Genomic DNA, 23,146 nt, shown 5'->3' on the forward strand with positions numbered 1-23,146 from the left:
ACGCGCTCCTTCACCGTGTTAAATAAGCACGCACTGCGCGTTGAAAACCATACCGCCACTGTGTCTCCATCTGTTGTCGGTACGCCGAATAACCGACGGCGGGTCGCAAGGCGATGTGTTGCTTCAACCAATCAATCCGTTTCCCCACGCCGGGGACTCGCGCTTTGTTGTCACTTGTGTCTAGCCAATGATCGGCAGGCAAAGCATGAAAATGCCGTCGCCCTTGATTGGGGTCGACCCCAAAAAAGCGCTGAAAGAGTGGCGTGGCAATGTGAGGATTAAACGGCGCTTTTCTCTCGGCACTGACGCGCTGGGCAAGACACTTTGCCAAGGCCAGCGGAAACAAGTTGACCATCCCACCAATATAGCGTGTCTGTTGAAATGAAAACGTCGGCAGATAACCGATATCGCCAATCGATGCCCTTACTGCACTGGCTAACGGCAAGGCATCACTCCATTGTGCTTGCGAAAGCACGGTACCACTTTTTTGTGCTGCAACCATGGCAGCCTCCATAGCAATATGCGCGCAACGCTTCTTCACCGCAGATGTCGTCAACCATTGCTCAGCGTAGAGCGGATCACCATGGGGTTCGCGACGATGACCTTGTTGTTCCGCAGCATAGAGCAACTTTCCGGCAGTAATAATCCAGTCAGGCGAATCTGCCGTCGAGGTTTCTGTCGGTAACAAGGCAAGCCACGCGGCAATATCCGCAATATCAAACAGGGCTAACGCATCAATATCGGGGTAAACCGATGTGACCCAAGGGTGCAACTTTCGCTCAACTAACTGGCCAAACAGTGTCGCTATATTAGCCTGCGAATGGGGCTGTATCGCCTGTTGCAACCGATACATGTTTTTACTGGCGAGGGCTTCAAAAAGGGCTTGGGGATCAGTGGGAAACGCGCGCACCAACGCCGCCGCAATCGCCCCGCCACAGCTCGCCACAATAAGATCTGGCTTACGTGCATAACGCAATGCCGCCGCATACCACCCTAAATAGTAGCCATACCGCGCCCCGCCACCACTAAACACAAGTGCATGCTGGTAAGGCTGCTCGTCTATCATGCTAAGTTGCTCTCAACATCCTGCTCGGCGAGTGGCGCTTCTGACGAAGATGTAGATGAAAGTCGTGCAACCGATACCGTAAACATACCACCCGGTTCCACATAGGTCGCGACTTTCTCAAATCCTGCCGCCATCACGAGCTGGTCCATTTCTGCTTGGGTGCGACAACGCATGAACCACGGTTGCCCGCGATGGTTGGTCAAAGTCTTCGCGATTAATGTTTGTTGCGGGTGCCAAGGCTGATTGGTATAAAGCAAAATACCGTCCGTCTGCAACTGAGTCGCAATACCCGACAAGGCAACAGAGAGCGGTTCATTGTCTGTAAACAATTCAAATAATCCAGAGACGACAGCAAGCTGAAACTGCGCGGGCTGATCATAACTCGCGAGATCAAAGGCATCTTTTTCCACCACGCGAACGCGTTCCGTTAGCCCCCTTTCTTCAACAGCCTGCGTCATTACGGCAATGTTCTCCGGCGCATAATCTCTCAGCTCTGCGCTCAATGCCGGTTGGGAGGCGACTTTATCGAGAAGATAACGGCCATTTCCGGCGGCAATATCGAGCACACTTGCTGTTGCGGATTCAGGGAGGTAGCGCGTGAGCAAGGACTCCAGCAACTGTTTTCGACGACGAATGCCGACCCAGCCCGGACTGTTGAGGTAGGTACGGTCAATCATTTTACCGAGGAAACTGCGCCCAGCGGCCTGATTACGATAGACATAATCCAAGGTCTGCCCTGAGTCGAACCCCGTTTTATGGCCTAAACGGATACCCTCACTGAGTTTACCTAAAGTATGAAGCGACAAGCGCGTTAAACCGTACTCGGGGTGATAAGAAGGCAAACGAACCGCATCAGCACGGTCGCGGCTATAGCCTTGTTGATCATCATTCACTGCCAGTACTGGTGGCAACTCACGCTCGAACAGGGTTTCAATGAACCTCAAACAATCGGCAAAGACCTCAGGCCGCTGCCAGTCATGAAAAATCGCATGGCTGGTATCAGGATAGTAACGCCACTGCTTCATTGAACTGCCAAGTCGTTCGTAAAAGCGTCGTTGGGCGCGACGTGACACCACAAAATCGCGCCCAGCACATAGCATCATGATCGGCGTCGTGATTGCCCCCGCATCATCAAGTAGTCGCTGCGCGGTGTAGTGGGTGTCGATCAAAAGATCGGTTGCGATCGAGGAAGAAATCAACGGATCATCGTTATAAGCAAACTGCTCTCGACGATCTTGCGTCAGCAACTTCGATTTTACGTAGCTCGACACAGTTGGCATCACACCCAGTTTGCGCGCCAACTTCAGCATTGGCATCGCAAAAGGCACATAGAGTCGAATATCAAATGCCGCAGTGGCGAGGATAAGTCCACGAATGCTCGGGGCATAATCATGTAGCCAACTGGCCGCAATCACTGCTCCCATACTGCTCGCGATAAGCACCGTCTCTTCACTCCGAATACCGCTTTGCGTCTCCACGAGTGCCATAAACGTTTGCAAGTCACGACCAAAATCGGTGAAGTGATCAGCCGCATCACGCTCCCCCTCAGACTCGCCATTGCCTCTCGCGTCCCACGCATACACCAGATAGCCCTGCTGACAATAAAACGCCGCCATCTCTGCCATTCTTCCGGAGTGTTCATGACCGCGGTGCAACATCACAATCACGCGATGTCGCGGTGTTTCCGGTGTCCACGTGCGATAGATTAGCTTGGTGCCATCCTCTGCATAAAAGTGTTGCTTACTCTCCATTATTTTCATCCTTTTGCTCTGGCACCAAAGACCACACCTTCATCGCTCGACGACTCGCGGTCACCAAGAGTAGCCCTGCCACTAAAATCAACGCCACATCACCGTAGACTAGCCAGTTTGGTTGCACTGCGATAATAATCGCGAACACGCCAGTCACCACTGCCCGATCACTTTTTCCCATCGGGCCATGATTGGCGCGCTCCCCAGTCACTGGCGCTACCAGCACGGCGATAAATTCTGTCAGCCACGTTAACAATGCAACCACCGCAATCCAAAAAGGACTCAGTACACCGAGGCTTAAAAATGCCAGCCAAACCACCGCATCCGCCAGCAAATCGCCCACTTCATTGAGCAACATGCCGCGCGGCGTTATTTGGTTATACAAACGAGCCAGTTGACCATCTATCGCATTCAATGCCATGCGAAGAAACTGCAGTAAGGGCAGCCCTAACCAATAAGGGGGCGGCAATAGCGCAATGGCCCCGACACCCGCAACCGTGATCAGCAACGTCGCCACAGTGATTTGATTAGGAGTGACTGAGCGTCGCGCGAGCCCGTGCACACAAGGTGCCAATAGGCGCTGAAAAGCGGGTTTTAATCGGTAAACACTCATCACATTCCTTGTTATTCAGGCGGTTATGGTATCCATTAACACCTTGAGTTAACCTTGTACAGTTATCACTGCTGACAATAACGACTCTGCGACTATCATTCGAGAAGATGCACCTCAATGCTGTCTAATATTGTGAACAGCAAGGCAAAAACGGCCGTTTTCACCGCGACCAATGCCACCCGCAGCTCTATTTCGTCACCAACTCATGCTACACTCTTGACCTATCTACAAAAACGACCGAGTGAAACGGAACCGAATATGAAAATCGCTATTATTGGCGCGATGGAGCAGGAGATGACCATCCTGAAATCGTTGCTAACCGATGCCGCAACGACCGATGTTGCCGGATGCAAACTGCTTGAAGGCAAACTCAACGGCGCAGATGTGGTATTACTTCAATCGGGCATAGGTAAAGTCGCCGCCTCGATTGGTACCACATTACTGCTTGAGCGCTTCTCACCCGATGTGGTTATTAACACAGGCTCGGCAGGCGGTTTTGATAGCTCTTTGACCATGGGTGATGTAGTTATCTCTAGTGAAGTACGTCATCACGATGCCGATGTGACCGCGTTTGGTTACGAAATGGGTCAGATGGCACAACAGCCAGCGGCGTTCACCGCAGACGAAAAACTGATGACAGTGGCAGAGCAAGCCCTTGATAACGAGACCCACGCGGTGCGCGGTTTGATCTGTTCTGGCGATGCCTTTATCTGCAAGAAAGAACAAATCGACTACATTCGCCAACACTTCCCAAGCATTGTTGCAGCCGAAATGGAAGCCGCAGCCATTGCGCAAGTGTGTCACCAGTTCAACACGCCTTTCGTTGTGGTACGCGCTATCTCTGACGTCGTCGACAAAGAGTCGCCAATGGACTTCAATGAGTTCCTCCCTATCGCCGCGAAAAGCTCATCCGCCATGGCGGTGAAAATGGTTGAACTGCTGAACCAGTAATCGGAGGCAACAAGCAGCGTGACAATTAATGGACTAATGACACTGCTTCTTGAGAATGGCACCCTGCTAGCAATGTGGGGCGCCATTTTGTTGCATTGGTTGATCCCCATTCCCCCTGAATTTCACCCCCTTCGCCTTTGGCATCAAACCGCTATCGCGGTTGCGACCAAAGTAAACAACCCCAAAGACAACGCCAAACAACGCCAGCTTTCCGGCTTACTGGCTTGGTCTGTGATGTGGCTAACGGTGTTGATCACCTTGGTGGCAATGAAGCAGTTTGTCTTGTTCGATTCACTCTTCAACCTCACCTTGCTTTGGTTTGCGATCGAATGGAAACACCCGCACCAGCTTGCGAAGCGGCTCAGTAAAGGGTTAGCCGAAGATAGAATTGGCTACTGCCGTCATCTTCTCTCACTGGAATTAAACCGCGAAACCGACAAGCTGTCTCGGGTTGGTTTAGGTAAAGCGAGTGCCGAAACCTTGCTACTCGCCTATGGTCGCCAAGTCGTCTGTGTCCTATTTTGGTATTGCCTCGCCGGCGGTATCGGCGCTATTTTGTATCGTCTCGCCATGTCGATGGCCCGTTGTTGGTCACCATCCAGATTGGCGTTTCAAGACTTTGGCCTCCCCGCAGTCCGTATTCTTGCCACCGTTGAAATCATCCCGCTAAGGCTTTTTGCCCTGCTACTCGCATTTGGTCGCAACCTCACTGGCACCATCAAAACCCTGTGGGATCAAGGCGAACGCTGGCTACTGCCGGGGCCCGGCTGGCTATTAGCCGCAGCAGGGGGCAAGTTAACACTGTCTCTCGGTGGACCTGCGATTTATGCCGAACAACGCCGCGAGCGGCCAACCGTCGGTGGGCCTATCGCCCCCGCGGCACTGCATATAGCTCAATTACAACAGCTACTCTACTGGCGTCTTTGGTGCTGGTTAGGTCTCTGTTCCGCTTGGTTGCTCGTCTTCTAGCCGCCACTTATCACACCCTTACCACTGATATAGATGTCATGATGCGAAATCTTACTCTGCTGTTATCCCTGTTTTTCTGCCACGTTTTATTCACCTCATCATTCGCTGTGGCACAAAGCGCCCCAGCCAAACCACTGAAAATCGTCACCTTATCACCACAAGGCACAGAGTTAGCTTTCGCCGCGGGTCTAGGTGACTACATCATCGGTGTCAGTGAGCACAGTGATTACCCTGAAGCGGCCAATCACATTGAACGTATCGCCAATCATCGTGGCATCAATCTAGAACGCGTTGTTGCCTTAGACCCCGATTTAATTTTGGCGTGGGAAGGTGGAAACCCAGCCCAGCAACTGCTGAAATTGCGCCAACTAGGCTATGAAGTGCTAAATACTTACCCCACGGATTTAGAACAGATCGCCGTCATTTTAAACACGCTCAGCACGTATTCACCGCATCCAGAGCAAGGCCAGCAAGCAGCAAAAGCATTTACTGCGCATTTGAATGCCCTGCGTCAGCGTTATGCGGATGCAGACGCAACCCGCTTTTTCTATCAACTCGCCAGCACGCCTTTGATGACCATGAACGCCGCTGCGTGGCCCGGGCCTATTTTTGAACTCTGCCAAGGTGAGAACGTATTTTCCGATAGCCGCGTTCCCTACCCACAGATCAATATTGAGCAGATCCTGTATCGTCAGCCGGATGTGATCTTTATGCCGAGTGACCACAATATTGATGCCACAATGTGGCAGCGTTGGCAGGGCAAACTCCCTGCGGTCGACAACGATCGCATCATCCAGCTCAACAGTGCGTGGCTCAACCGCGCAACCCCGCGTAGTCTGTATGCCGCTGAAGAAGTTTGCCGACAGTTGCACCCTGATATTGAACCGCTCTCTTCACAAGAAAGCCCCCAAGATCAAGGCGAGTAATCGCCTTCATTTCGTCTGCTGGAGAAGGATTTCGCCATCCTAATGATGTGGCGCAATTTTTCCCCAGCAATTGGTCTTGCCTCCGCATAAATCTTCTTTACAATCATCACTCCTGTTCCTATTCGTGGTGTGATTACCGCTATGTTGATTTATGTGTTAGACCTTTTTGGGACGGCAATTTTTGCCATTTCCGGCGTGATTCTCGCTGGACGTTTACGGATGGATCCTTTTGGTGTGATGGTACTGGCTGCAGTCACCGCAATCGGTGGCGGTACGATTCGCGACATGGCGTTGGGCGCTACCCCTGTATTCTGGATCACCAACTCAGTGTATATCTGGATCATTATGATCACCGCGGTGTTATCCATGGTGTTGATCAAGAACCCCAAGCGCTTACCTTGGTATCTATTGCCTGTCTCAGATGCCATCGGTCTGGCCGTCTTTGTCGCGATTGGGGTTGAAAAGGCGCTCGCGTTTGGCGCTGATCCGATTGTGGCCGTGATCATGGGCTGCATGACAGGGTGTGGTGGCGGTATTATTCGTGATGTATTGGCGCGTGAAATCCCCATGGTATTGCGGACTGAGGTGTATGCCACCGCCTGTATTGCGGGGGGTATTGTCCACACCGGCGCGCTCGCCCTCTCAGCCCCAACTAACGCCGCTATGCTCGCGGGTATCGTAACGACCTTGACGATTCGCTTAGCCGCCATCAAATGGCATTTATCCTTGCCAACGTTTGCCCTTAAGCAACCGTAACGCCTTCCGCCAGCACACGGAACCGTGCTGGCAATCACTTCTAGCTGCACAAAGACAACAACATCAAAGGCGATCAAGCCTAAACAATCTCACCTTCTATATCTCTCCCATTCTCCTATTGGCGGAAAACATCGACGTTTATACCAAGCGAAAATGTTCCATGATTTTCAATGGAGAAGCGGGCGCGGTCATAAAGTATGAAGCGCGTTTTGGACAGAAACGTGTTAAAAAAGTGCATAGACATAAGATTCGAACTCTCGATTGCAAGCCAGCAAGTATAAAGCATTACTAAACAAAGAGTTAAAAACACACCAAATTTTCCCTTTGTACCACTTCGTTATACCAACCATATATACAATTTATCCGAATACCAAAAGAGGAACCCACTTGATTGGTCTTGTCCTTGCAATGGTGAAATCTTTCAGTTAACTCTTTCTCCAGCACTAATTCTTAATTCTGTGAGCTAAGTTAAGCTGTTGTCTTCTCACTTGCTCTACAGTACCACCCTATAAACACCCAGTTGTATATTAACTTTATGCGGAGTGTATATGACAGACATCGTAGAGAGTGGTTACAGAACAGAGGAGTTTATCATCCATGACCTTGCCCTTCTTGAGGGAGGCAAACATAAGGGTACTCTTAAGGTAGCAGCTAATGCCATGAGTGTAATACCATGGGTCGGAGGGGTGATTGCTGCCGGAAATAATATACACAACGATAGAGAACAGAGTAAAGTTAATCGACTTCATCAAGAATGGTTGTATACGCACAAGGTTAAAATAGAAGCGCTATATAACGACCTCAATGACTTCTCCAAACGAGTTAATGAGTATCAAGAAGAACTAGACTCACGTCTAGAATCAGAAAGTTACTTATCTCTAGTTCGAAAAGCTTTCCGTTCTTGGGACGAAGCTGAGACCAATGACAAAAGAAGATATATTATGAACCTACTGACAAATGCAGCTACGAGTAGGTTATGTCCTGATGACCAGATAAGGCTCTTCAATGAATGGATAGACAAATATAATGAGATTCACTTTATGGTCATCAAAGCGATAGCTTCTTCTGCAAGCGTCGGCATAACAAAACGAAGCATTTGGTTATCGTTCTCTGATAGCGTCCCACGTGACGACTGTTCAGATGCAGGATTGTTTGGTTTAGTTATGAGAGAGCTCAACACTGGAGGTGTTATATGGCAGCAGAGACAAACAAATCACAATGGGCAGTATTTGAAGAGTAAGTCATCAGGCTCAACGTCATCTTCTAACGTCAGAGAGTCCCCATTTGAAGATGTGAAACGATGGGAATTAACTCCACTTGGGCGTGAGTTTGTTCACTATACAATGAACGAAGTCGTGGGACGTCTGAAATAGGGGGTAAAGGCGGCTTCTCCGCCGCCAATCATTTATTAGCCCCTAATCACGTCAAATACAATATCTACATCATCACTAGGTTTTTCCAACGCTTTGGGGTTAAAGTTTGAGTTCATTAGGTTTCCTTTCGTATCAAACCATTGGCAAGAACAACCATACTCTTCATCTACTTCAATAACTGTCATATCTGGACCACCAGACTTAAGTCGAACAACATCGCCTTCTTGAAATTCCATACTATTCACCTACCCATAAATAAGCAACCACATACATATTGAGCATAACCAAGTTACAATAACTAAAACGTGATCTAAGTTTAACGTTAGCATTGAGGTGCATTTCTTAGATATAGTCAATTGACTCCACTCAAAACATATCCGAACAAGTTAGGTTCGCATTTCGGGTACACTACACTGAGTAGCATGTAAAAATTAAACGAGTACAACTCAATTCCGTAAAACATTTCGGGACAAACTCTCGTTTGTCAGCCTTGGTGAACGAGCTAACAGACATGAATAAGCCTCACATTAGCGAGGCTTGATGATTTTATTTGTAGTATTGGTGGCGCTGTTTCGAATTATGCTTCCAACACTTTGGGGCACTTCTATATTAAGCAGAAACTTAACCCAAAAGCACTGCACTCGCTTTGATTCAATACCATCACTATCACGCAGCTTTCAATGTCGCCTTAACTTACTCATCCCCTCCAGAAGATGGTTCTCATCTCGCAGTCCATTATCAAAACTCAACCCTATAGTGACAAACTGCTTATATTCACACTTATCTTACTCATCCCTTGCGCCGCGCTACGGACACTGTAATATCCGCAGCCCTTATTCAGCACCCCGCTATGTTGTTACCACCACCAAGGAGCCGGAAAAATGGATTTTCTTTACCCAAGATCAGAATGCTTTGATAGCGGTTTACTGGATGTCGGCGATGGCATGCAAGTTTATTGGGAAGCGTCGGGGAATCCTATGGGGAAACCTGCGTTGTATTTGCATGGTGGGCCGGGGGCGGGGTTAAAAACGGGCTACCGGCGTTTTTTCAATCCCGAGACCACGCTGATTGTCTCATTTGAACAACGCGGTTGTGGCAGAAGCACGCCACTAATTACTGCAGCGCTCGATCAGTTGACGCGCTTCACCACCGAACACCTCATCGCTGACATTGAGAAGCTCCGCCAACACCTGAGCATTGACCACTGGCTGGTGTGCGGTATGTCATGGGCCACGACACTCGCTATCGCCTATGCCCAAGCCCACCCACAACAGGTCCGCGCACTTGCCCTTGCTGCGGTGACTTTAACCACAGCAGACGAAGTACATTGGATCACTGAAAGCATGGGTAAGCTGTTCCCCGAGCAGTGGCAAACCTTTGTGAATGCCGTCAGCCCCTCAGCTGACCAATCCGTGATTGAGGCATACTACACCAAGGTCACCAGTGAAGACCCACGTGTCAGGCAAGCCGCCTGTGATGCGTGGTGCCAGTGGGAAGACGTTCATGTCTCCCTTGACCCAGGGTTTAGCCCATACAGTGCCTTCAACGATGCGCAGTTCCGCGCCATTTTTGCCACTCAAGTGATCCATTATTGGCGCCACAGTGGCTTTTATAAAGACAACCACTTACTCGATAACATGACCAAACTGGCGGCCATGCCGGGCATACTGATCCATGGCCGCATGGATATCAGCTCTCCCCCTCATACCGCGTGGTCTTTGCATCAGGCATGGCCGAAGAGTGAACTCTTGATCGTTGAAGAAGAGGGCCACGGCGGGACCAAGATGATCCAAGCGCTGGTTGAGGGAATTGATCGCTTGCAGTGTTAACCAAGGTATGGGGCAAAGCGTAGCGCCAATAAAAAACCCCGCGCCGTAGCGCGGGGTTTCTTCTATATCGCTCAGCGTGACGGCTGATTAAGCGATGGTGACGCGAGCAAACTTACGCTTACCGACTTGGAACACATAGGTGCCCGCAGCAGGTACGTATTTCGTGTCTTCGATCTTCTCACCATCTTGCTTCGCTGCACCTTGGCGGATCATGCGCATCGCATCAGAGGTAGAGTTGACTAGGCCACCTTCTTTCAGTAGGTTCGCAATCGCGATACCCGCTTCAAAGGTGAACTCTGGCATTTCGTCAGGCATCGCGCCCTTTTGGAAACGATTAATGAACTCTTGCTCTGCGGCATCAGCATCGGCCTCAGAGTGGAAACGTGCAATGATCTCTTTCGCCAGTAAGATCTTCACATCGCGTGGGTTTTTACCGTTAGCGATGTCTGTCTTAAACTGCGCAATCTCTTCTAATGGACGGAAAGAGAGCAGTTCGTAGTAGTTCCACATCAGATCATCAGAGATTGACATGATCTTACCGAACATTTCTGAAGGTGCTTCGCTCACGCCAATGTAGTTGTGCGCAGACTTCGACATCTTCTTCTCGCCATCAAGGCCAACCAATAGTGGCATGGTCAACACAACTTGTGGCTTCTGACCATTGGCTTTTTGCAGCTCGCGACCCATCAGTAGGTTGAACTTCTGGTCCGTACCACCTAGCTCGACGTCAGTCTCCATCGCGACGGAATCATAACCCTGGAGCAGTGGATACATGAATTCGTGAATCGCAATAGGACGCCCTTCCGCATAACGCTTTTTAAAGTCGTCACGCTCAAGCATACGAGCAACAGTTTGGTTAGCCGCAAGCTTTAGCATGCCATCGGCACCCAGCTCAGATAACCACTCTGAGTTGAAAGCAATCTTAGTTTTTGCTGGGTCGAGAATTTTGAAGACCTGCTCTTTGTAGGTCTCTGCGTTTGCCAGTACGTCTTCACGTGTCAGCGGCGGACGTGTGGTGTTCTTACCTGTTGGGTCGCCTACCATACCGGTGAAATCACCAATCAAGAATGTCACGTCGTGACCTAAATCTTGGAAGGCGCGTAGTTTATTCAAAATAACAGTATGGCCTAGGTGGATATCTGGCGCTGTTGGGTCGGCACCCAACTTGATGCGAAGAGGGCGATTCTCTTTCAGCTTCTCAATCAGTTCTTCTTCAGGGATCAGTTCTTCAACCCCACGTTTAATTTCAGCTAGCGCCTGTTCAATGCTGGCCATGTGTCTGTGCTCCAATAATTGCGTAAACTAAGGCGGAACAGTGTACTTGAATCGCATATATTTTTGAAACCAGTTACACTATTTGCTGTCATATTTTTACTCGCTACGTTTTGAAGTCATGGATCCGTCTCAGCAAAGCACAATGTCAAAGTCATCGAAAAGCAAAAAAATTCCCGCACTCATCGCCATTGTTGCGGCTGTTGCGCTCTCCACCGCCCTACTGATTCCAGCAGAAAGTAAGCCACCCGCTGACTTTTATACTTATGAAACAGATGTGCGCTACCCCATCGAACTCGACCTACCCGCGATGCCTGAACAACAAGCATCAAGCAGTAACGATAACGAGCTGCAATGGAAAACCCATACCATCGCCTCAGGCGAAAGTATGGCGATCGTTTTCCAGAAAGTCGGCCTAAGTGCGCGCACTTTGCACTTTTTAGTCAACAGTGACGAAGGGACACAATCTCTGGTCAAGTTGCGCCCCGGGGTCAAGCTCCAGTTTGGTCTCGATGATGAGGGTAAACTGCAGCAACTGCGTCAGCGCAAGAGTAGCACTGACACCTTTATTGTCGATCGCATCGATGACACGACTTTCGCCTCTCGTACTGAAAGCCGCAACATCGATACCCAATTAAACTTTGCCCAAGCGGAAATTACCTCAAGCTTCTGGAACGCAGGCATTGCGGCGGGTCTTACCCCAAATCAAATCATGGAGATCGCGACACTGTTTGGTTGGGATATCGACTTTGCCCTCGATATTCGTGCCGGAGACAGCTTTCGCGTGATGTTTGAAGAGCGTTGGTCTGAAGGGGAATACATGGGCCGCGGCAATATCCTTGCGGCGCAGTTTACCAACTTAGGTGACACCTTTACGGCTATTCGCGCTGCGAATGGTGACTACTACGATCAAGAAGGCCGCGCGATGAAAAAGGCGTTCTTGCGTGCCCCACTCGATTTTCGTCGGGTCAGCTCGAACTTTAACCCTCGCCGACTTCATCCGGTGACAGGCCAAGTCCGCCCACACCGTGGTACAGACTATGTTGCCCCGGTCGGCACACCGATTTGGGCGGCAGGTAACGGCGTTGTTTCGGAATCAGGCTACAACAAATACAACGGTAACTATGTGTTTATCCGCCACAGTGCAACCTATATGACCAAGTACTTGCACCTCAAGAAACGCATGGTACGCGCGGGTGATCGCGTTCGTCAGGGGGATACGATCGGTACACTCGGCGCAACAGGCCGTGTTACTGGCGCGCACTTGCATTACGAGTTCTTAGTTAATGGCGTGCATAAAAACCCACGTACGGTTGAACTGCCAAAATCCGAGTCATTGGAAGGGGAAGAACACACTGTTTTCTTACGTCACGCACAAAACCAGCTCGCGCAGTTAGGCCATTTCAATGAGCTTTTGGCGGGCAACTTAATGTTGATCGATGGTTTGACCGTGGCAAATTAAGCGTTCCCTGCTTACCAACCCGCAAAGATGCCGCTTTTTATATACTCAAGTTACCTCAAGATGCAGGATTCAGAAGCGGTCTAGCGCGTCTAAGTCAAGGTAAAGATACCAAGGCAAAGGTGTGAAGGAATGGCTTTCCCCGTTCGAACACATTTAACGCAGAAATCGGGGCGCTAGTCACTTCCCGAAGGGCGAGTTTTCGAGGCTCGCCACCCTTGTTACTGCTTTTTGATGTAGTCGACTAGACCTTCAAAGCAGTGCCGCGATGGCAAACCTAGAAACTCTCGCTGAACAAGCATCTTGAGGTGACTTGAGTATAAGCGGCATTTTTTATCTCTACTCGCCCGCCAGCATGAAGAAAAACCATCCACCAAACGAATAAAAAACCAACAAAAAATAGCGCTTTCCTTTTGTATTCATGATCATATACTGACAGACCAACGAACAAAATATGATCAGCATCACATTGATAGTGATGCTTACTCGTCAAGGAGGATGAGTGGCTAATCAAGATAGTCTCTTTCAATGGCAACGTATTCAACGCTTTAACTTTCCCATCTGGACTATCTTAACCGGAGTGTTGTTGGCGCGAACCAGCTATTTTATGGCTTGGCCTTTCCTGATCATTTTTCTCTATCAAGACTACGGCGCCTCTGCGACCCAAGTCGGTGCCATGCTCGCCGCCTCCGCCCTTGTCGGTGCCGTTGCTGGCCTCTACTCTGGCTACCTATCCGATAAGTTTGGTCGAAAATGGGTCATGGTACTGGGAAGCTGGATCGCTGCGGCGTCTTATACGGGCATCGCCCTTGCGGATCAGATTTGGCAATTCTACATCTTACTCATGTTCACTGGGCTAATGCGCCCTATGATTGAAGCGCCTTCAAAAGCGGTCATCGGCGATAATCTCGCTGATCTCAAAGATCGCGAGCTCGCCCTCAATATCCGTTACTTCTTGCTCAATATTGGCGGCGCATTCGGGCCGCTTATTGGGGTAACCCTCGCGCTGAGTGAGCCGCAAAATCTCTTCTTTATTACTGGCGCGACCTATGTGGTTTACAGTGTTTGGCTATTAATTGGCATTGAGCGCACCGCGAAGCCAGATAAGCCCGATAGCTCTCAGCTTCCGCACTTTTTCGCCACCCTGCGGGTAATCAGCAAAGACAAGATCTTTGTGCTGCTGATGATGGCTAACTTCTTGATGATGTTTGTCTATGCCCAGTTAGACTCTTCGATCCCGCAAATCATTGTGAGATCGAATCAAGAAACCGCAGGGCAAATTATTCCCACCTTAGTACTGGTCAATACTTTAACCATCATCCTCTTCCAGTTTCCGATGTTGAAGTGGTTGGAAAATGTGCCTTTATTTGCGCGCACGCGTCTGGGCATGGTGCTCATGGCGATTTCGCAGATAGGCTTTATGCTATCGCCGACCGACTCCTTGATCGGGTTAGGTATCGCCTGCTTTATTCTCAGCTTAGGGGAAGTGGTCGCCTTTCCGACCCTCAATGTGCAAATTGATCGCTTAGCTCCTGCCCACCTCAGAGGATCTTACTTTGGGGCAACCGCGCTCTACTCACTGGGCTTTGCGGTCTCGCCATTGGTTGGCGGGATGATCATTGAATCGCTCAGTGCCTTTTGGTTGTTTGCCGTCTGCTTACTGTTTTGCGCCATGATGTTTTGGCTTTACTGGCGCGCGGAACACACCGAAGATCTTGTGCAACGATCCTCACCGCTCACCGAGCAATGATTCAGGTTCCGCAGACATAAAAAAAGCCAAGCGAGCTGCTTGGCTTTTTGCTGTTCTGAATAAGGGTTACACGCTGAAAGACGCCCCACAGCCACAGGTTGTTTGCGCATTCGGGTTATCAACGAAGAAACGCGACCCTTCTAGTCCTTCCGTGTAGTCAACCGTGCCACCAACGAGATACTGCAAGCTCATTGGGTCAACCACCATGGTGACTTCGTTTTTAACGATGGTCATATCACCTTCGTTCACGTTTTCGTCAAAGGTGAATCCATATTGGAAACCGCTACAACCACCACCCGTGATATACACACGCAGCTTCAACTCAGGGTTTTCTTCTTCGGCAATCAGTGTTTTCACTTTGTTTGCCGCTGCGTCACTGAAGTTTAGTGGCAAATCTACATCGCTCATTTATCTTCTCCAACATTGCCGTTTGGGGAAGGATTATCTAATACCTGACTAAGTCGTTCAAGTATTACCCGATTTAATCTTCAGATTAGCCGCATCCGCCAGCCCATCCCGATGTTCACCCAAGCACCTGAAAGCCATACCGTCAATTGAGCAGCAAAATGCTACCCCTTTCAAGATTCATCAACTGAGCATAGTCATCCCCGACACATCTGGGTACAATCGTCGAAAATCGTTGCAAAGGATAACAACAATGACTAAGTCGGCAGAACTTTTCGCCAAAGCTCAACAAACTATTCCGGGTGGAGTGAACTCTCCTGTCCGAGCATTTGCGGGCGTCGGTGGCGACCCTGTCTTCATCCAACGCGCTGAAGGTGCGTATATTTATGATGCCGACGACAAAGCTTATGTCGATTATGTCGGTTCATGGGGGCCAATGATCCTAGGTCACAATCACCCAGAGATCCGTGATGCAGTCGTCAATGCAGCCCAACATGGTTTAAGTTTTGGTGCGCCGACTGAAGCAGAGATCACCATGGCCGAACTGGTCAGTGAGCTGGTTCCTTCCATGGAAATGGTTCGTATGGTGAACTCAGGCACCGAAGCGACCATGAGTGCGATCCGCCTTGCCCGCGGTTTCACCAATCGTGACAAAATCATCAAGTTCGAAGGCTGCTACCACGGTCATGCCGACTGCCTATTGGTTAAAGCCGGTTCAGGTGCACTCACCTTAGGTCACCCAAGCTCACCGGGCGTACCCGCAGATTTTGCCAAACACACGTTGACCTGCACCTTTAACGACCTTGATTCAGTGAGAGCCGCTTTTGAGGCTAACCCTGAGCAAATCGCCTGTATTATTGTCGAGCCTGTAGCTGGCAATATGAACTGTATTCCACCAAAAGCCGACTTCCTGCCTGGCCTTCGTTCCCTGTGTGATGAGTATGGTGCTGTGCTGATCTTCGATGAAGTCATGACAGGTTTCCGTGTCGCTCTGGGTGGCGCACAAGCTTACTACAAGGTGAAACCAGACCTCACCACTCTCGGTAAAGTGATTGGTGGCGGGATGCCTGTCGGCGCATTTGGTGGCCGTCGTGACATCATGGAATTTATTGCCCCAACTGGCCCTGTCTATCAAGCGGGTACCCTTTCCGGTAACCCAATCGCGATGGCGGCTGGCCGCGCGAGCTTGAGTTTGATCCGCGCGGAAGGCAATGAAGAAAAGCTAGCAGCAATCACAGCGCAGCTCGCGAACGGTTTTAAAGCTCTCGCTGACAAACACGGCGTGCCTTTACTGGTTCACCAAGTCGGCGGTATGTTCGGTTTCTTCTTCACCGAGCAAACAGCAGTCAGCACTTACGAAGATGTCGCCAAATGTGACGTAGAGAAGTTTAAGCGCTTCTTCCACCTGATGTTGGATCAAGGCATTTACCTTGCGCCGTCAGCCTTTGAAGCGAGCTTTACGTCGCTTGCGCATGGCGACAAAGAGATCGAGGCGACACTGAACGCTGCCGATAACGCCTTTGCCGCGTTAGCAAAAGGCTAATGTGACAAGTACCTCGCCCGCTGTTCATGTTGAGTTAAACAAAGTAACAGTAGCATCAGTGAGTTAGTCATCTACCGTTTTGAAGCCACCTTTGATAAGGTGGCTTTTTTGTCATCAATACGCGTTACGATAAATCACTACAGCCTGTCGCAAATAAGGAGCTTTTGTGAGTAAACAACTCAAAGTTGAGCCTCGTCATTGGATATTGATTGGTGCCCTGCTCGTGGCAGTCTATGCCAGTTATCGACTTGTTCAACCTTACCTTGGCCCGATTGTGATGGCCTTTATCTTGTCGTTACTCTTTTATCCGGTTCATGATCGGATCGAGAAACGACTCGGCAACAAGCAAAACCTCGCCTCACTCGCTTCCTGTAGCATTATGACCTTCATTATTGTTATTCCGGTCATTCTGGTTTTGATTGCCATCTTGAATCAAGGTGTCACTTTCTCGAAAAACACCATTGCATGGTTAGGAAGTGGGGGTGCACAAACCATTGTCGAACATCCTTATGTCGAGACGACATTTCGACTCATCGACCAATACTCACCGCTCGATGGCTTAGATCCTCAAAACTTAGTGGAAAAAGCCACTACGTTTGCGACCAGTATGGGCTCTCAAATGCTCAACATCAGTGCGAAGATTGTCGGCGACGTGACCAACCTGGTGATCAACTTCATCCTGATGCTCTTTATTCTCTTCTTCTTGCTCCGCGATCATGAAAAGATCGTTCATAACTTGCGTTTAGCGATCCCGCTATCACGCAGCCAAGAAGATGTCTTGCTTGATGAGCTAGAGAACATCTCTAAATCAGCGATCTTGGGTTCATTTCTCACCGCGATTGCCCAAGGATTGGCGGGTGGCTTTGCGATGTGGCTGGTCGGCTTCCCGGGTCTCTTCTGGGGCACCATGATGGCGTTTGCCTCGTTTATCCCCGTGGTCGGTACGGCGCTCATCTGGGTACCAACAGCCATCTACCTGTTACTGATCGGAAGTTGGGAATGGGCGGCCTTCATGGCATTTTGGGGTGCGGTGGTCGTCGGCTCTATCGACAATTTGCTACGCCCTTTTCTCATGCAAGGTAACTCTGGCATGAATACCCTACTGATCTTCTTCTCGATTATGGGTGGTTTGCAATTGTTTGGGCTGCTTGGTTTGATCTATGGTCCTATCATCTTTGCGCTGACTATCGTCCTGTTTAAGCTCTACCAAAGTGAGTTTAAAGAGTTCTTGGAGAAACAAGATACCTGCTAAGCCAAACAGCAGGCCGATTAGCAGTTTTCAGCGGGCGCGGATTGTGGGACAATCCGCGCCCGATATCGTTATAGTCTGAGGTAATTCATGTCACTGTCTGCACCGAGCCAAGTCGTTGAACGTCAACTTGCTTTTTTAGCGTCTCGTCATGTGCTGATCATTGGCGAATTTGATGGCTCATTGCCAGCAGAACTGAGTGATACCGCGGCTTCAGTCCGAATATTTACCACAAATTACCTCAATTACTTATCACTGAAACAAAGCTATCGTTGCGAGTTTGCCGCCCAAATCAGCGATGACTTTTTAGCGGGTGTCGATACCGTGCTAATGTACTGGCCAAAGGCAAAAGCTGAAGCAGAGTATTTACTCGCGATGACCGTCGGCCAATTACCCGCTGACACCGAACTTTGCGTGGTAGGTGAAAACCGCGCGGGCGTTAAAAGTGCAGAAAAAATGTCGGCGAGCTATGCCAAACTCATCAAGCATGATGGTGCACGTCGGTGTAGCTTTTACTGGGGCAGTTGTCAGCACCAACCTCAGCCGTTCGACCTCAATCAGTGGTTCAAACACTATCCACTACAGCTAGGTGATGTGACCTTGACCATTCACTCTCTTCCCGGCGTCTTTAGCCATGGTGAGTTTGATAAAGGCACACGCCTCCTGCTTGAAAATATGCCCGCTTTGTCAGGCAAGGTACTCGACTTTGGCTGTGGCGCCGGCATCATTGGTGCATGGATGAAAGCGAAGTTTAACGATATTGACGTGACAATGTGTGATATCAGTGCGTTAGCTATCGCCTCCGCTCAACAAACCCTCCGTCAAAATGGCCTTGAGGGTAACGTCATTGCAAGTAATGTCTATAGCGATATTGACGTCAATGTTGACTTCCTAATCTCCAACCCTCCGTTTCACGCTGGCTTAAAAACCAGCTATAGCGCAACAGAGACCTTGCTCGCTGATGCGCCAAAACACCTCCGTCAAAATGGCACACTTTGCATCGTGGCCAACAGTTTTCTGCAATACCCGCCGATTATTGAGAAGCAATTTGGCGAATGCAAAACCCTTGCTAGCCGTGATGGCTTCAAGATCTACTTTGCAGAAAAGTGCGCTTGATATCACAGCGATTTTTTTAGCCCCTCTTTAGAATGGGTCATTTGTTACTCATACATCGCTTTTCCGTATCGCAAACGTGGTGCATAGCAAACTTTATTGCCGACTTAGTTGCCAGCATAAAATAAGACCGGATACACTCTGGTCTCTATTTTGACGTTTTTGCCGGAGATTTTAACGGAATAGCTTCGGCGCTAGGGCATTCATGAAACTCTTCAGATCTTTCAATCGCTTACAGCACGTGTTGATGATGGCATTTTTGGTGATCAGTATCACACCACTGACACTGACTGCCCTGTTTTTCCTCAACTCGCACATCTCAGACCTCGAAAACCAGACCTTTAACCACCTCACCCTGCTTCGAGATAACAAATCTCGTCAAATCGAGCGCTATTTTGACAACAAAAAGCAAGAAGCACAGGCGTTCGCCAGTTCAGAGCTGGCCAATGCCAGTGGCGGGCGGTTTTATGGTTTGATTGGCGCATTTAACCAACTCGCCAACACGGAAGAAGATGCGCGAGATATTGCGCAGAGTGATTACATTAAGGGCGTGCTCACCGGGAAAGAGGTCGATCTCAGCACGGAAGGTAATCTCTATATTGCTAACCAACGCTATCGCTTGATCCACAAACGCTATCACACCGCGTTTGAGGACTACCTCTCTCGCTCTGAATTTAAAAATATCTATCTGGTCGACATAAACGGCAATGTTGGCTATTCGGTGACCAAAGACCACCTGTTTGGGGAAAATTTACTAGAAGGTGAGTTTGCACAGACTGCGCCCGGGCAGACTTTTGCCAACATCCAAGCGATGACAGATAAAGAGGACGAGCTGGAAAGCAAAGGGCCCTTTGTGTTTACTGACTTCAGCTATGACGTCAATTTAAAAATGAACGTGGCTTGGCTTGCTGCACCGGTTATTCAACAAGGTTATCTGCACAGTTACATTCTCTTTAAGCTACCAACCACAGGGATGGACCAGCTCATCGATGAAAAAGTAGAAGAGCTGAGCTACATCAACACTGTTTTAATCGGTCAAGACAATGTCCTTCGCGCCCACAACTTAGCCGAGATGCCTGAACTCCCCTCAATGGATTACATGGCGGCACTAGTTAACAAGTCCGCGCAAGTGGAGCGTCTTAACAGTCTATCTGGACTTCCCGTATTAAGTGCCTACACCCCAGTGGATATTCTTGGCAACCCTTGGATACTGATGGTAGAACTGCCCGAGAAAGAGGCGTTTGCACATATAGAACAGCTGGAAAAAGTCTTCCTCGTCGCGATGACAGCCGCCATCGTACTGGTTATCTTGGTCTCTCACTGGTTATCTAACTCCATTACCGCGCCCCTGCTGCGCCTTACTTGGGCTGCAGAGCGTGTTTCGGCTGGCGATCTCGATCAGGACATTGATGGCACAGACCGACCCGATGAAATTGGCCGACTTGCGATAAGCTTCGCGCGAATGCAACGCTCTGTACGCGAAAAATTACTCCTCATCCGCGAGCAAAATAGCGAACTTGAGAACAACATTCAGCTTATCCAACAGAAAAACCAAGAGCTCGAAACCGCCGACAAACTCAAAGATGACTTCCTTGCGACGACTTCCCATGAACTCCGTACCCCGCTGCATGGCATGATTGGTATCGCCGAGTCGTTGCAAGCCGGAATTAATGGTCCAGTGCCGACCCAGCAATTGCAGCAGCTACAGATGATCATTAATAGTGGGCAGCGCTTGAGTAACTTAGTGGACGATCTGCTTGATTACCACAAGATGCGCTATGGCAACCTCGAGATGAACCAGCATGCCGTTGATGTCAGCACCGCGGTGCGCTTAGTGCTTGAGCTCTCTCAACACCTCTTGGGGGATAAACCGGTACGCATCATCAATCAAATCCCTAATGACCTGCCCTTGATCAGTGCTGATGAGCAGCGTTTAGAGCAGGTGCTATACAACTTGGTTGGTAACGCCATCAAATACACCACGGAAGGTAAGATAGTATTGTCTGCGGATGTCCTTGATAACCAAGTGCGCGTGCAGGTTGTCGACACAGGGCAAGGGATTCCAGCAGAAGAGTTGGAGCACATCTTTGAGCCGCTCATTCAAGCCTCAACCTACAGTAGCCGTTACCGTCAGGGCACTGGCCTTGGCCTCACGATCAGCCGTCAGTTGATTGAGCTGATGGGCGGACACTTGTATGTCAGCAGCCAACCTATGGTCGGCGCGACATTTAGCTTCACCTTAAATCGCGCGACCGATGAGCAAAAAGCGAATTCACCAGCCCTCGCTCACCATTTCAATGCACCTCAGCTAGAGAATTCAGCCGTCGAGGAATGCCAGCAAGAGCATGAAAACAGCGATGGGGATCTGATTCTCGTTGTCGATGATGAGCCGGTAAATTTGCAGATCGTCACCAACTACCTGCGGATGTCAGGTTATCGCGTGATGACCGCAGAAGGCGGTGTCCAAGCCTTAGCGTTGATTGAAAAAGAGAAGCCGAAGGCGCTGTTACTTGATGTCATGATGCCGGAACTAAATGGCTATGAAGTGTGTGCCCGCTTACGTGCTAACAGCGAAACGGAAGCACTACCTATCATCATGCTTTCCGCACTTAGCCAGCCACAAGACCGCATTAAGGGCTTTGAGGTCGGTGCGAGTGATTACTTACATAAGCCCTTTAACAAAGAGGAGCTACTTGCTCGAATCCACGCGCATTTGCGTGCTGCACGCATGCTAGAAGAGCAAGAGGCGAATCAACGCCTCCTCAGTGAGATTGAGCACCGAAAACAAGTGGAGCAAGGGTTACTGGATACCCAAAGCAAACTGCTTAACCTGCTAGAATCGACGGCAGAGGCGATTGTTTGTATTCAAGAAGATGGCCGCATCCGCTATGCCAACCTTGCAGCCGCGCAGCTTCTCAATACCCCCGCAGAGATCTTAGAGCGTCTTAATATCCAAGATTACATCACAGATAGCTCGCAGCTTGAGCAATGGGGAGAAGTTGAAACCTTGCACTTCCAGCTCCAGGGCACGCTGCATTCTTGGCCTGCGAACTTGCTGCCGATGCCTGAAGCTTCAGGGCTACACATGATGATTGTGTTGTCTCAGATGGGACCATCAAACCAATATCGGGTCGAAATGCTCGAAAATGCACTTCAGGTCTTGTCTGAATTCGCTTTTGATGGCGATAAATCGAACCTTCAACAGCTTCGTGAGCTGGGTGGCGAGTTTACTCGTCTCGCTGACAAGTTGAGCCAAGACGAGAAGAGTAAAGCAGACCTCATTCGGGAGCTCTCCGTCAAAGCGATGAACGAGTGCTTGGTGCTGTGGGAAGGGAATACAGGTAAAACAAAGTTTGCCCTCGCAGAAGAGAGTGGTCTATGGCGCGTCTATCTCGACCGAAGCACGCTACAGACACGGACGCTAGACAAGTATCTGCATATCGATACCCTGCCCAAATCACCCCGTTGGCGTACCGTGCTCAACACCCTTAACTACGTCTTAGATCGCGTAGAGCAGCCGTCACCAGAACGCGCTCAACTCGAGTCTTACCGAGACAAACTGCATCACTATATGCAGCACTAGTCGAAGCGCTCATCAAAACACGAGTAAAAGCAATAATCCAAACTAAAGCGCCATTATGGCGCTTTTTTTTAGCCCTTCAGCCTGCCTTCACTCTGCCTAAGCGACCTCAAAAGTGAGCATGTCTTTGTGACTCTTTGCTCCGTTCTATGCTTTGTATTCATACCTGATAAACGCTCCGTATTCATGCCTAATAAGCGTACGGCAGCATCCGCTTGAGGCCATTTCACTCATCCTCAACGCCAAAATGGTCATCTAACTATCTAGCATCTATCGCATTCAAAACGAGGCAAAACAGCGCTATTTTGATAGCAAAATAAGTTCCAAACCACTTCGTTTTTTGTATGTTTCAGCTGCAGATCTAGCGACGATTGTTATCAATTTTCGACTTAGTCAGATTTAAATTAAGGTTATGAGAAGCAACTCACAACATTTTCACCCTTCATAATTTCCGGAATAAAATAACAACGGTTCTCATTTATAAACAGATCACACAAATGTCAGACCCTTGTCATAAGCCTTGCTGAAAAGGACCATCAGG

18 protein-coding genes are annotated in these 23,146 nt (G+C 49.5%); 12 read left to right on the forward strand and 6 right to left on the reverse strand.

Features of this window, described 5'->3' with window-relative positions:
- Nucleotides 1-10 precede the first annotated feature (10 nt).
- The 3 genes from TSUB_RS13955 to TSUB_RS13965 are packed head-to-tail and all read right to left on the reverse strand — an operon-like array spanning nt 11 to nt 3,430.
- Nucleotides 11-1,066 (reverse strand): patatin-like phospholipase family protein, encoded by a 1,056-nt coding sequence (locus tag TSUB_RS13955; RefSeq protein WP_087022160.1) that lies wholly within the window; start codon nt 1,064-1,066, stop codon nt 11-13.
- The gene (locus TSUB_RS13960; protein ID WP_159064924.1) at nt 1,063-2,817 is read right to left on the reverse strand and encodes a bifunctional alpha/beta hydrolase/class I SAM-dependent methyltransferase; all 1,755 of its coding nucleotides are present in this window, start codon (nt 2,815-2,817) and stop codon (nt 1,063-1,065) included. The genes TSUB_RS13955 and TSUB_RS13960 overlap by 4 nt, the downstream gene beginning before the upstream one ends.
- Nucleotides 2,807-3,430, reverse strand: a complete 624-nt coding sequence (locus tag TSUB_RS13965; protein WP_087022166.1) for a CDP-alcohol phosphatidyltransferase family protein — start codon at nt 3,428-3,430, stop codon at nt 2,807-2,809. Before TSUB_RS13965 ends, TSUB_RS13960 begins: the two co-directional genes overlap by 11 nt.
- 258 nt (nt 3,431-3,688) lie before the next feature.
- Here TSUB_RS13965 and mtnN point away from each other — a divergent pair, with 258 nt between their 5' ends.
- From mtnN to TSUB_RS13990, 5 genes are all read left to right on the forward strand, one after another.
- The gene (mtnN, locus tag TSUB_RS13970) at nt 3,689-4,381 is read left to right on the forward strand and encodes a 5'-methylthioadenosine/S-adenosylhomocysteine nucleosidase (RefSeq protein WP_087022299.1); all 693 of its coding nucleotides are present in this window, start codon (nt 3,689-3,691) and stop codon (nt 4,379-4,381) included.
- An 18-nt stretch (nt 4,382-4,399) separates the two neighbouring features.
- Nucleotides 4,400-5,350: a cobalamin biosynthesis family protein gene (locus TSUB_RS13975; RefSeq protein ID WP_343231772.1), complete on the forward strand. Its 951-nt coding sequence runs from the start codon at nt 4,400-4,402 to the stop codon at nt 5,348-5,350.
- Nucleotides 5,351-5,391: 41 nt separating this feature from the next.
- A complete protein-coding gene (btuF, locus tag TSUB_RS13980; RefSeq protein ID WP_087022174.1) occupies nt 5,392-6,276 on the forward strand; it encodes a vitamin B12 ABC transporter substrate-binding protein BtuF in 885 nt (294 codons plus the stop codon).
- Nucleotides 6,277-6,417: 141 nt separating this feature from the next.
- Nucleotides 6,418-7,032 carry a TRIC cation channel family protein gene (locus TSUB_RS13985; protein WP_087022176.1) on the forward strand — a complete coding sequence of 205 codons (615 nt, stop codon included), beginning with the start codon at nt 6,418-6,420 and terminating at the stop codon, nt 7,030-7,032.
- A 548-nt stretch (nt 7,033-7,580) separates the two neighbouring features.
- Nucleotides 7,581-8,405, forward strand: coding sequence for a hypothetical protein (locus TSUB_RS13990; protein ID WP_087022179.1), 825 nt, complete (start codon nt 7,581-7,583; stop codon nt 8,403-8,405).
- A 35-nt stretch (nt 8,406-8,440) separates the two neighbouring features.
- Here TSUB_RS13990 and TSUB_RS13995 read toward each other — a convergent pair whose 3' ends face one another.
- Nucleotides 8,441-8,641: a YodC family protein gene (locus TSUB_RS13995; protein ID WP_087022182.1), complete on the reverse strand. Its 201-nt coding sequence runs from the start codon at nt 8,639-8,641 to the stop codon at nt 8,441-8,443.
- Nucleotides 8,642-9,286: 645 nt separating this feature from the next.
- On the opposite strand from TSUB_RS13995, the gene pip reads away from it, so the two are divergent.
- Entirely contained in the window at nt 9,287-10,234 is a 948-nt protein-coding gene (gene pip, locus TSUB_RS14000) for a prolyl aminopeptidase (RefSeq protein WP_087022185.1), read from the forward strand.
- A gap of 87 nt (nt 10,235-10,321) precedes the next feature.
- On the opposite strand, the gene tyrS is transcribed toward pip, so the two are convergent.
- Complete coding sequence (gene tyrS / locus TSUB_RS14005; RefSeq protein WP_087022188.1) at nt 10,322-11,509, reverse strand: tyrosine--tRNA ligase; 1,188 nt, start codon at nt 11,507-11,509, stop codon at nt 10,322-10,324.
- 142 nt (nt 11,510-11,651) lie between these two features.
- Here tyrS and TSUB_RS14010 point away from each other — a divergent pair, with 142 nt between their 5' ends.
- On the forward strand, nt 11,652-12,968 hold the full coding sequence (locus tag TSUB_RS14010) for a peptidoglycan DD-metalloendopeptidase family protein (protein WP_087022191.1): 1,317 nt from the start codon (nt 11,652-11,654) through the stop codon (nt 12,966-12,968).
- A gap of 499 nt (nt 12,969-13,467) precedes the next feature.
- Nucleotides 13,468-14,715: an MDR family MFS transporter gene (locus tag TSUB_RS14015; RefSeq protein WP_087022194.1), complete on the forward strand. Its 1,248-nt coding sequence runs from the start codon at nt 13,468-13,470 to the stop codon at nt 14,713-14,715.
- Nucleotides 14,716-14,781: 66 nt separating this feature from the next.
- Here TSUB_RS14015 and erpA read toward each other — a convergent pair whose 3' ends face one another.
- Complete coding sequence (gene erpA, locus TSUB_RS14020; RefSeq protein WP_087022197.1) at nt 14,782-15,123, reverse strand: iron-sulfur cluster insertion protein ErpA; 342 nt, start codon at nt 15,121-15,123, stop codon at nt 14,782-14,784.
- Nucleotides 15,124-15,373: 250 nt separating this feature from the next.
- Here erpA and hemL point away from each other — a divergent pair, with 250 nt between their 5' ends.
- From hemL to TSUB_RS14040, 4 genes are all read left to right on the forward strand, one after another.
- A complete protein-coding gene (hemL, locus tag TSUB_RS14025) occupies nt 15,374-16,663 on the forward strand; it encodes a glutamate-1-semialdehyde 2,1-aminomutase (RefSeq protein ID WP_087022199.1) in 1,290 nt (429 codons plus the stop codon).
- A gap of 166 nt (nt 16,664-16,829) precedes the next feature.
- Entirely contained in the window at nt 16,830-17,915 is a 1,086-nt protein-coding gene (locus TSUB_RS14030) for an AI-2E family transporter (RefSeq protein ID WP_087022202.1), read from the forward strand.
- Nucleotides 17,916-18,002: 87 nt separating this feature from the next.
- Complete coding sequence (rsmC, locus tag TSUB_RS14035) at nt 18,003-19,028, forward strand: 16S rRNA (guanine(1207)-N(2))-methyltransferase RsmC (protein ID WP_087022205.1); 1,026 nt, start codon at nt 18,003-18,005, stop codon at nt 19,026-19,028.
- A gap of 202 nt (nt 19,029-19,230) precedes the next feature.
- Nucleotides 19,231-22,608 (forward strand): hybrid sensor histidine kinase/response regulator, encoded by a 3,378-nt coding sequence (locus TSUB_RS14040; RefSeq protein WP_087022209.1) that lies wholly within the window; start codon nt 19,231-19,233, stop codon nt 22,606-22,608.
- Nucleotides 22,609-23,146: the final 538 nt, after the last annotated feature.

This window comes from Thaumasiovibrio subtropicus (genome assembly GCF_019703835.1).
GTDB lineage: Bacteria > Pseudomonadota > Gammaproteobacteria > Enterobacterales > Vibrionaceae > Thaumasiovibrio > Thaumasiovibrio subtropicus.

Coding starts and splice junctions, on each gene's coding strand:
- TSUB_RS13955 (WP_087022160.1), bottom strand. CDS start 1,066: ATGATAGACGAGCAGCCTTACCAGCATGCACTTGTGTTTAGTGGTGGC.
- TSUB_RS13960 (WP_159064924.1), bottom strand. CDS start 2,817: ATGGAGAGTAAGCAACACTTTTATGCAGAGGATGGCACCAAGCTAATC.
- TSUB_RS13965 (WP_087022166.1), bottom strand. CDS start 3,430: ATGAGTGTTTACCGATTAAAACCCGCTTTTCAGCGCCTATTGGCACCT.
- mtnN (WP_087022299.1), top strand. CDS start 3,689: ATGAAAATCGCTATTATTGGCGCGATGGAGCAGGAGATGACCATCCTG.
- btuF (WP_087022174.1), top strand. CDS start 5,392: ATGCGAAATCTTACTCTGCTGTTATCCCTGTTTTTCTGCCACGTTTTA.
- TSUB_RS13985 (WP_087022176.1), top strand. CDS start 6,418: ATGTTGATTTATGTGTTAGACCTTTTTGGGACGGCAATTTTTGCCATT.
- TSUB_RS13990 (WP_087022179.1), top strand. CDS start 7,581: ATGACAGACATCGTAGAGAGTGGTTACAGAACAGAGGAGTTTATCATC.
- TSUB_RS13995 (WP_087022182.1), bottom strand. CDS start 8,641: ATGGAATTTCAAGAAGGCGATGTTGTTCGACTTAAGTCTGGTGGTCCA.
- pip (WP_087022185.1), top strand. CDS start 9,287: ATGGATTTTCTTTACCCAAGATCAGAATGCTTTGATAGCGGTTTACTG.
- tyrS (WP_087022188.1), bottom strand. CDS start 11,509: ATGGCCAGCATTGAACAGGCGCTAGCTGAAATTAAACGTGGGGTTGAA.
- TSUB_RS14010 (WP_087022191.1), top strand. CDS start 11,652: ATGTCAAAGTCATCGAAAAGCAAAAAAATTCCCGCACTCATCGCCATT.
- erpA (WP_087022197.1), bottom strand. CDS start 15,123: ATGAGCGATGTAGATTTGCCACTAAACTTCAGTGACGCAGCGGCAAAC.
- hemL (WP_087022199.1), top strand. CDS start 15,374: ATGACTAAGTCGGCAGAACTTTTCGCCAAAGCTCAACAAACTATTCCG.
- rsmC (WP_087022205.1), top strand. CDS start 18,003: ATGTCACTGTCTGCACCGAGCCAAGTCGTTGAACGTCAACTTGCTTTT.
- TSUB_RS14040 (WP_087022209.1), top strand. CDS start 19,231: ATGAAACTCTTCAGATCTTTCAATCGCTTACAGCACGTGTTGATGATG.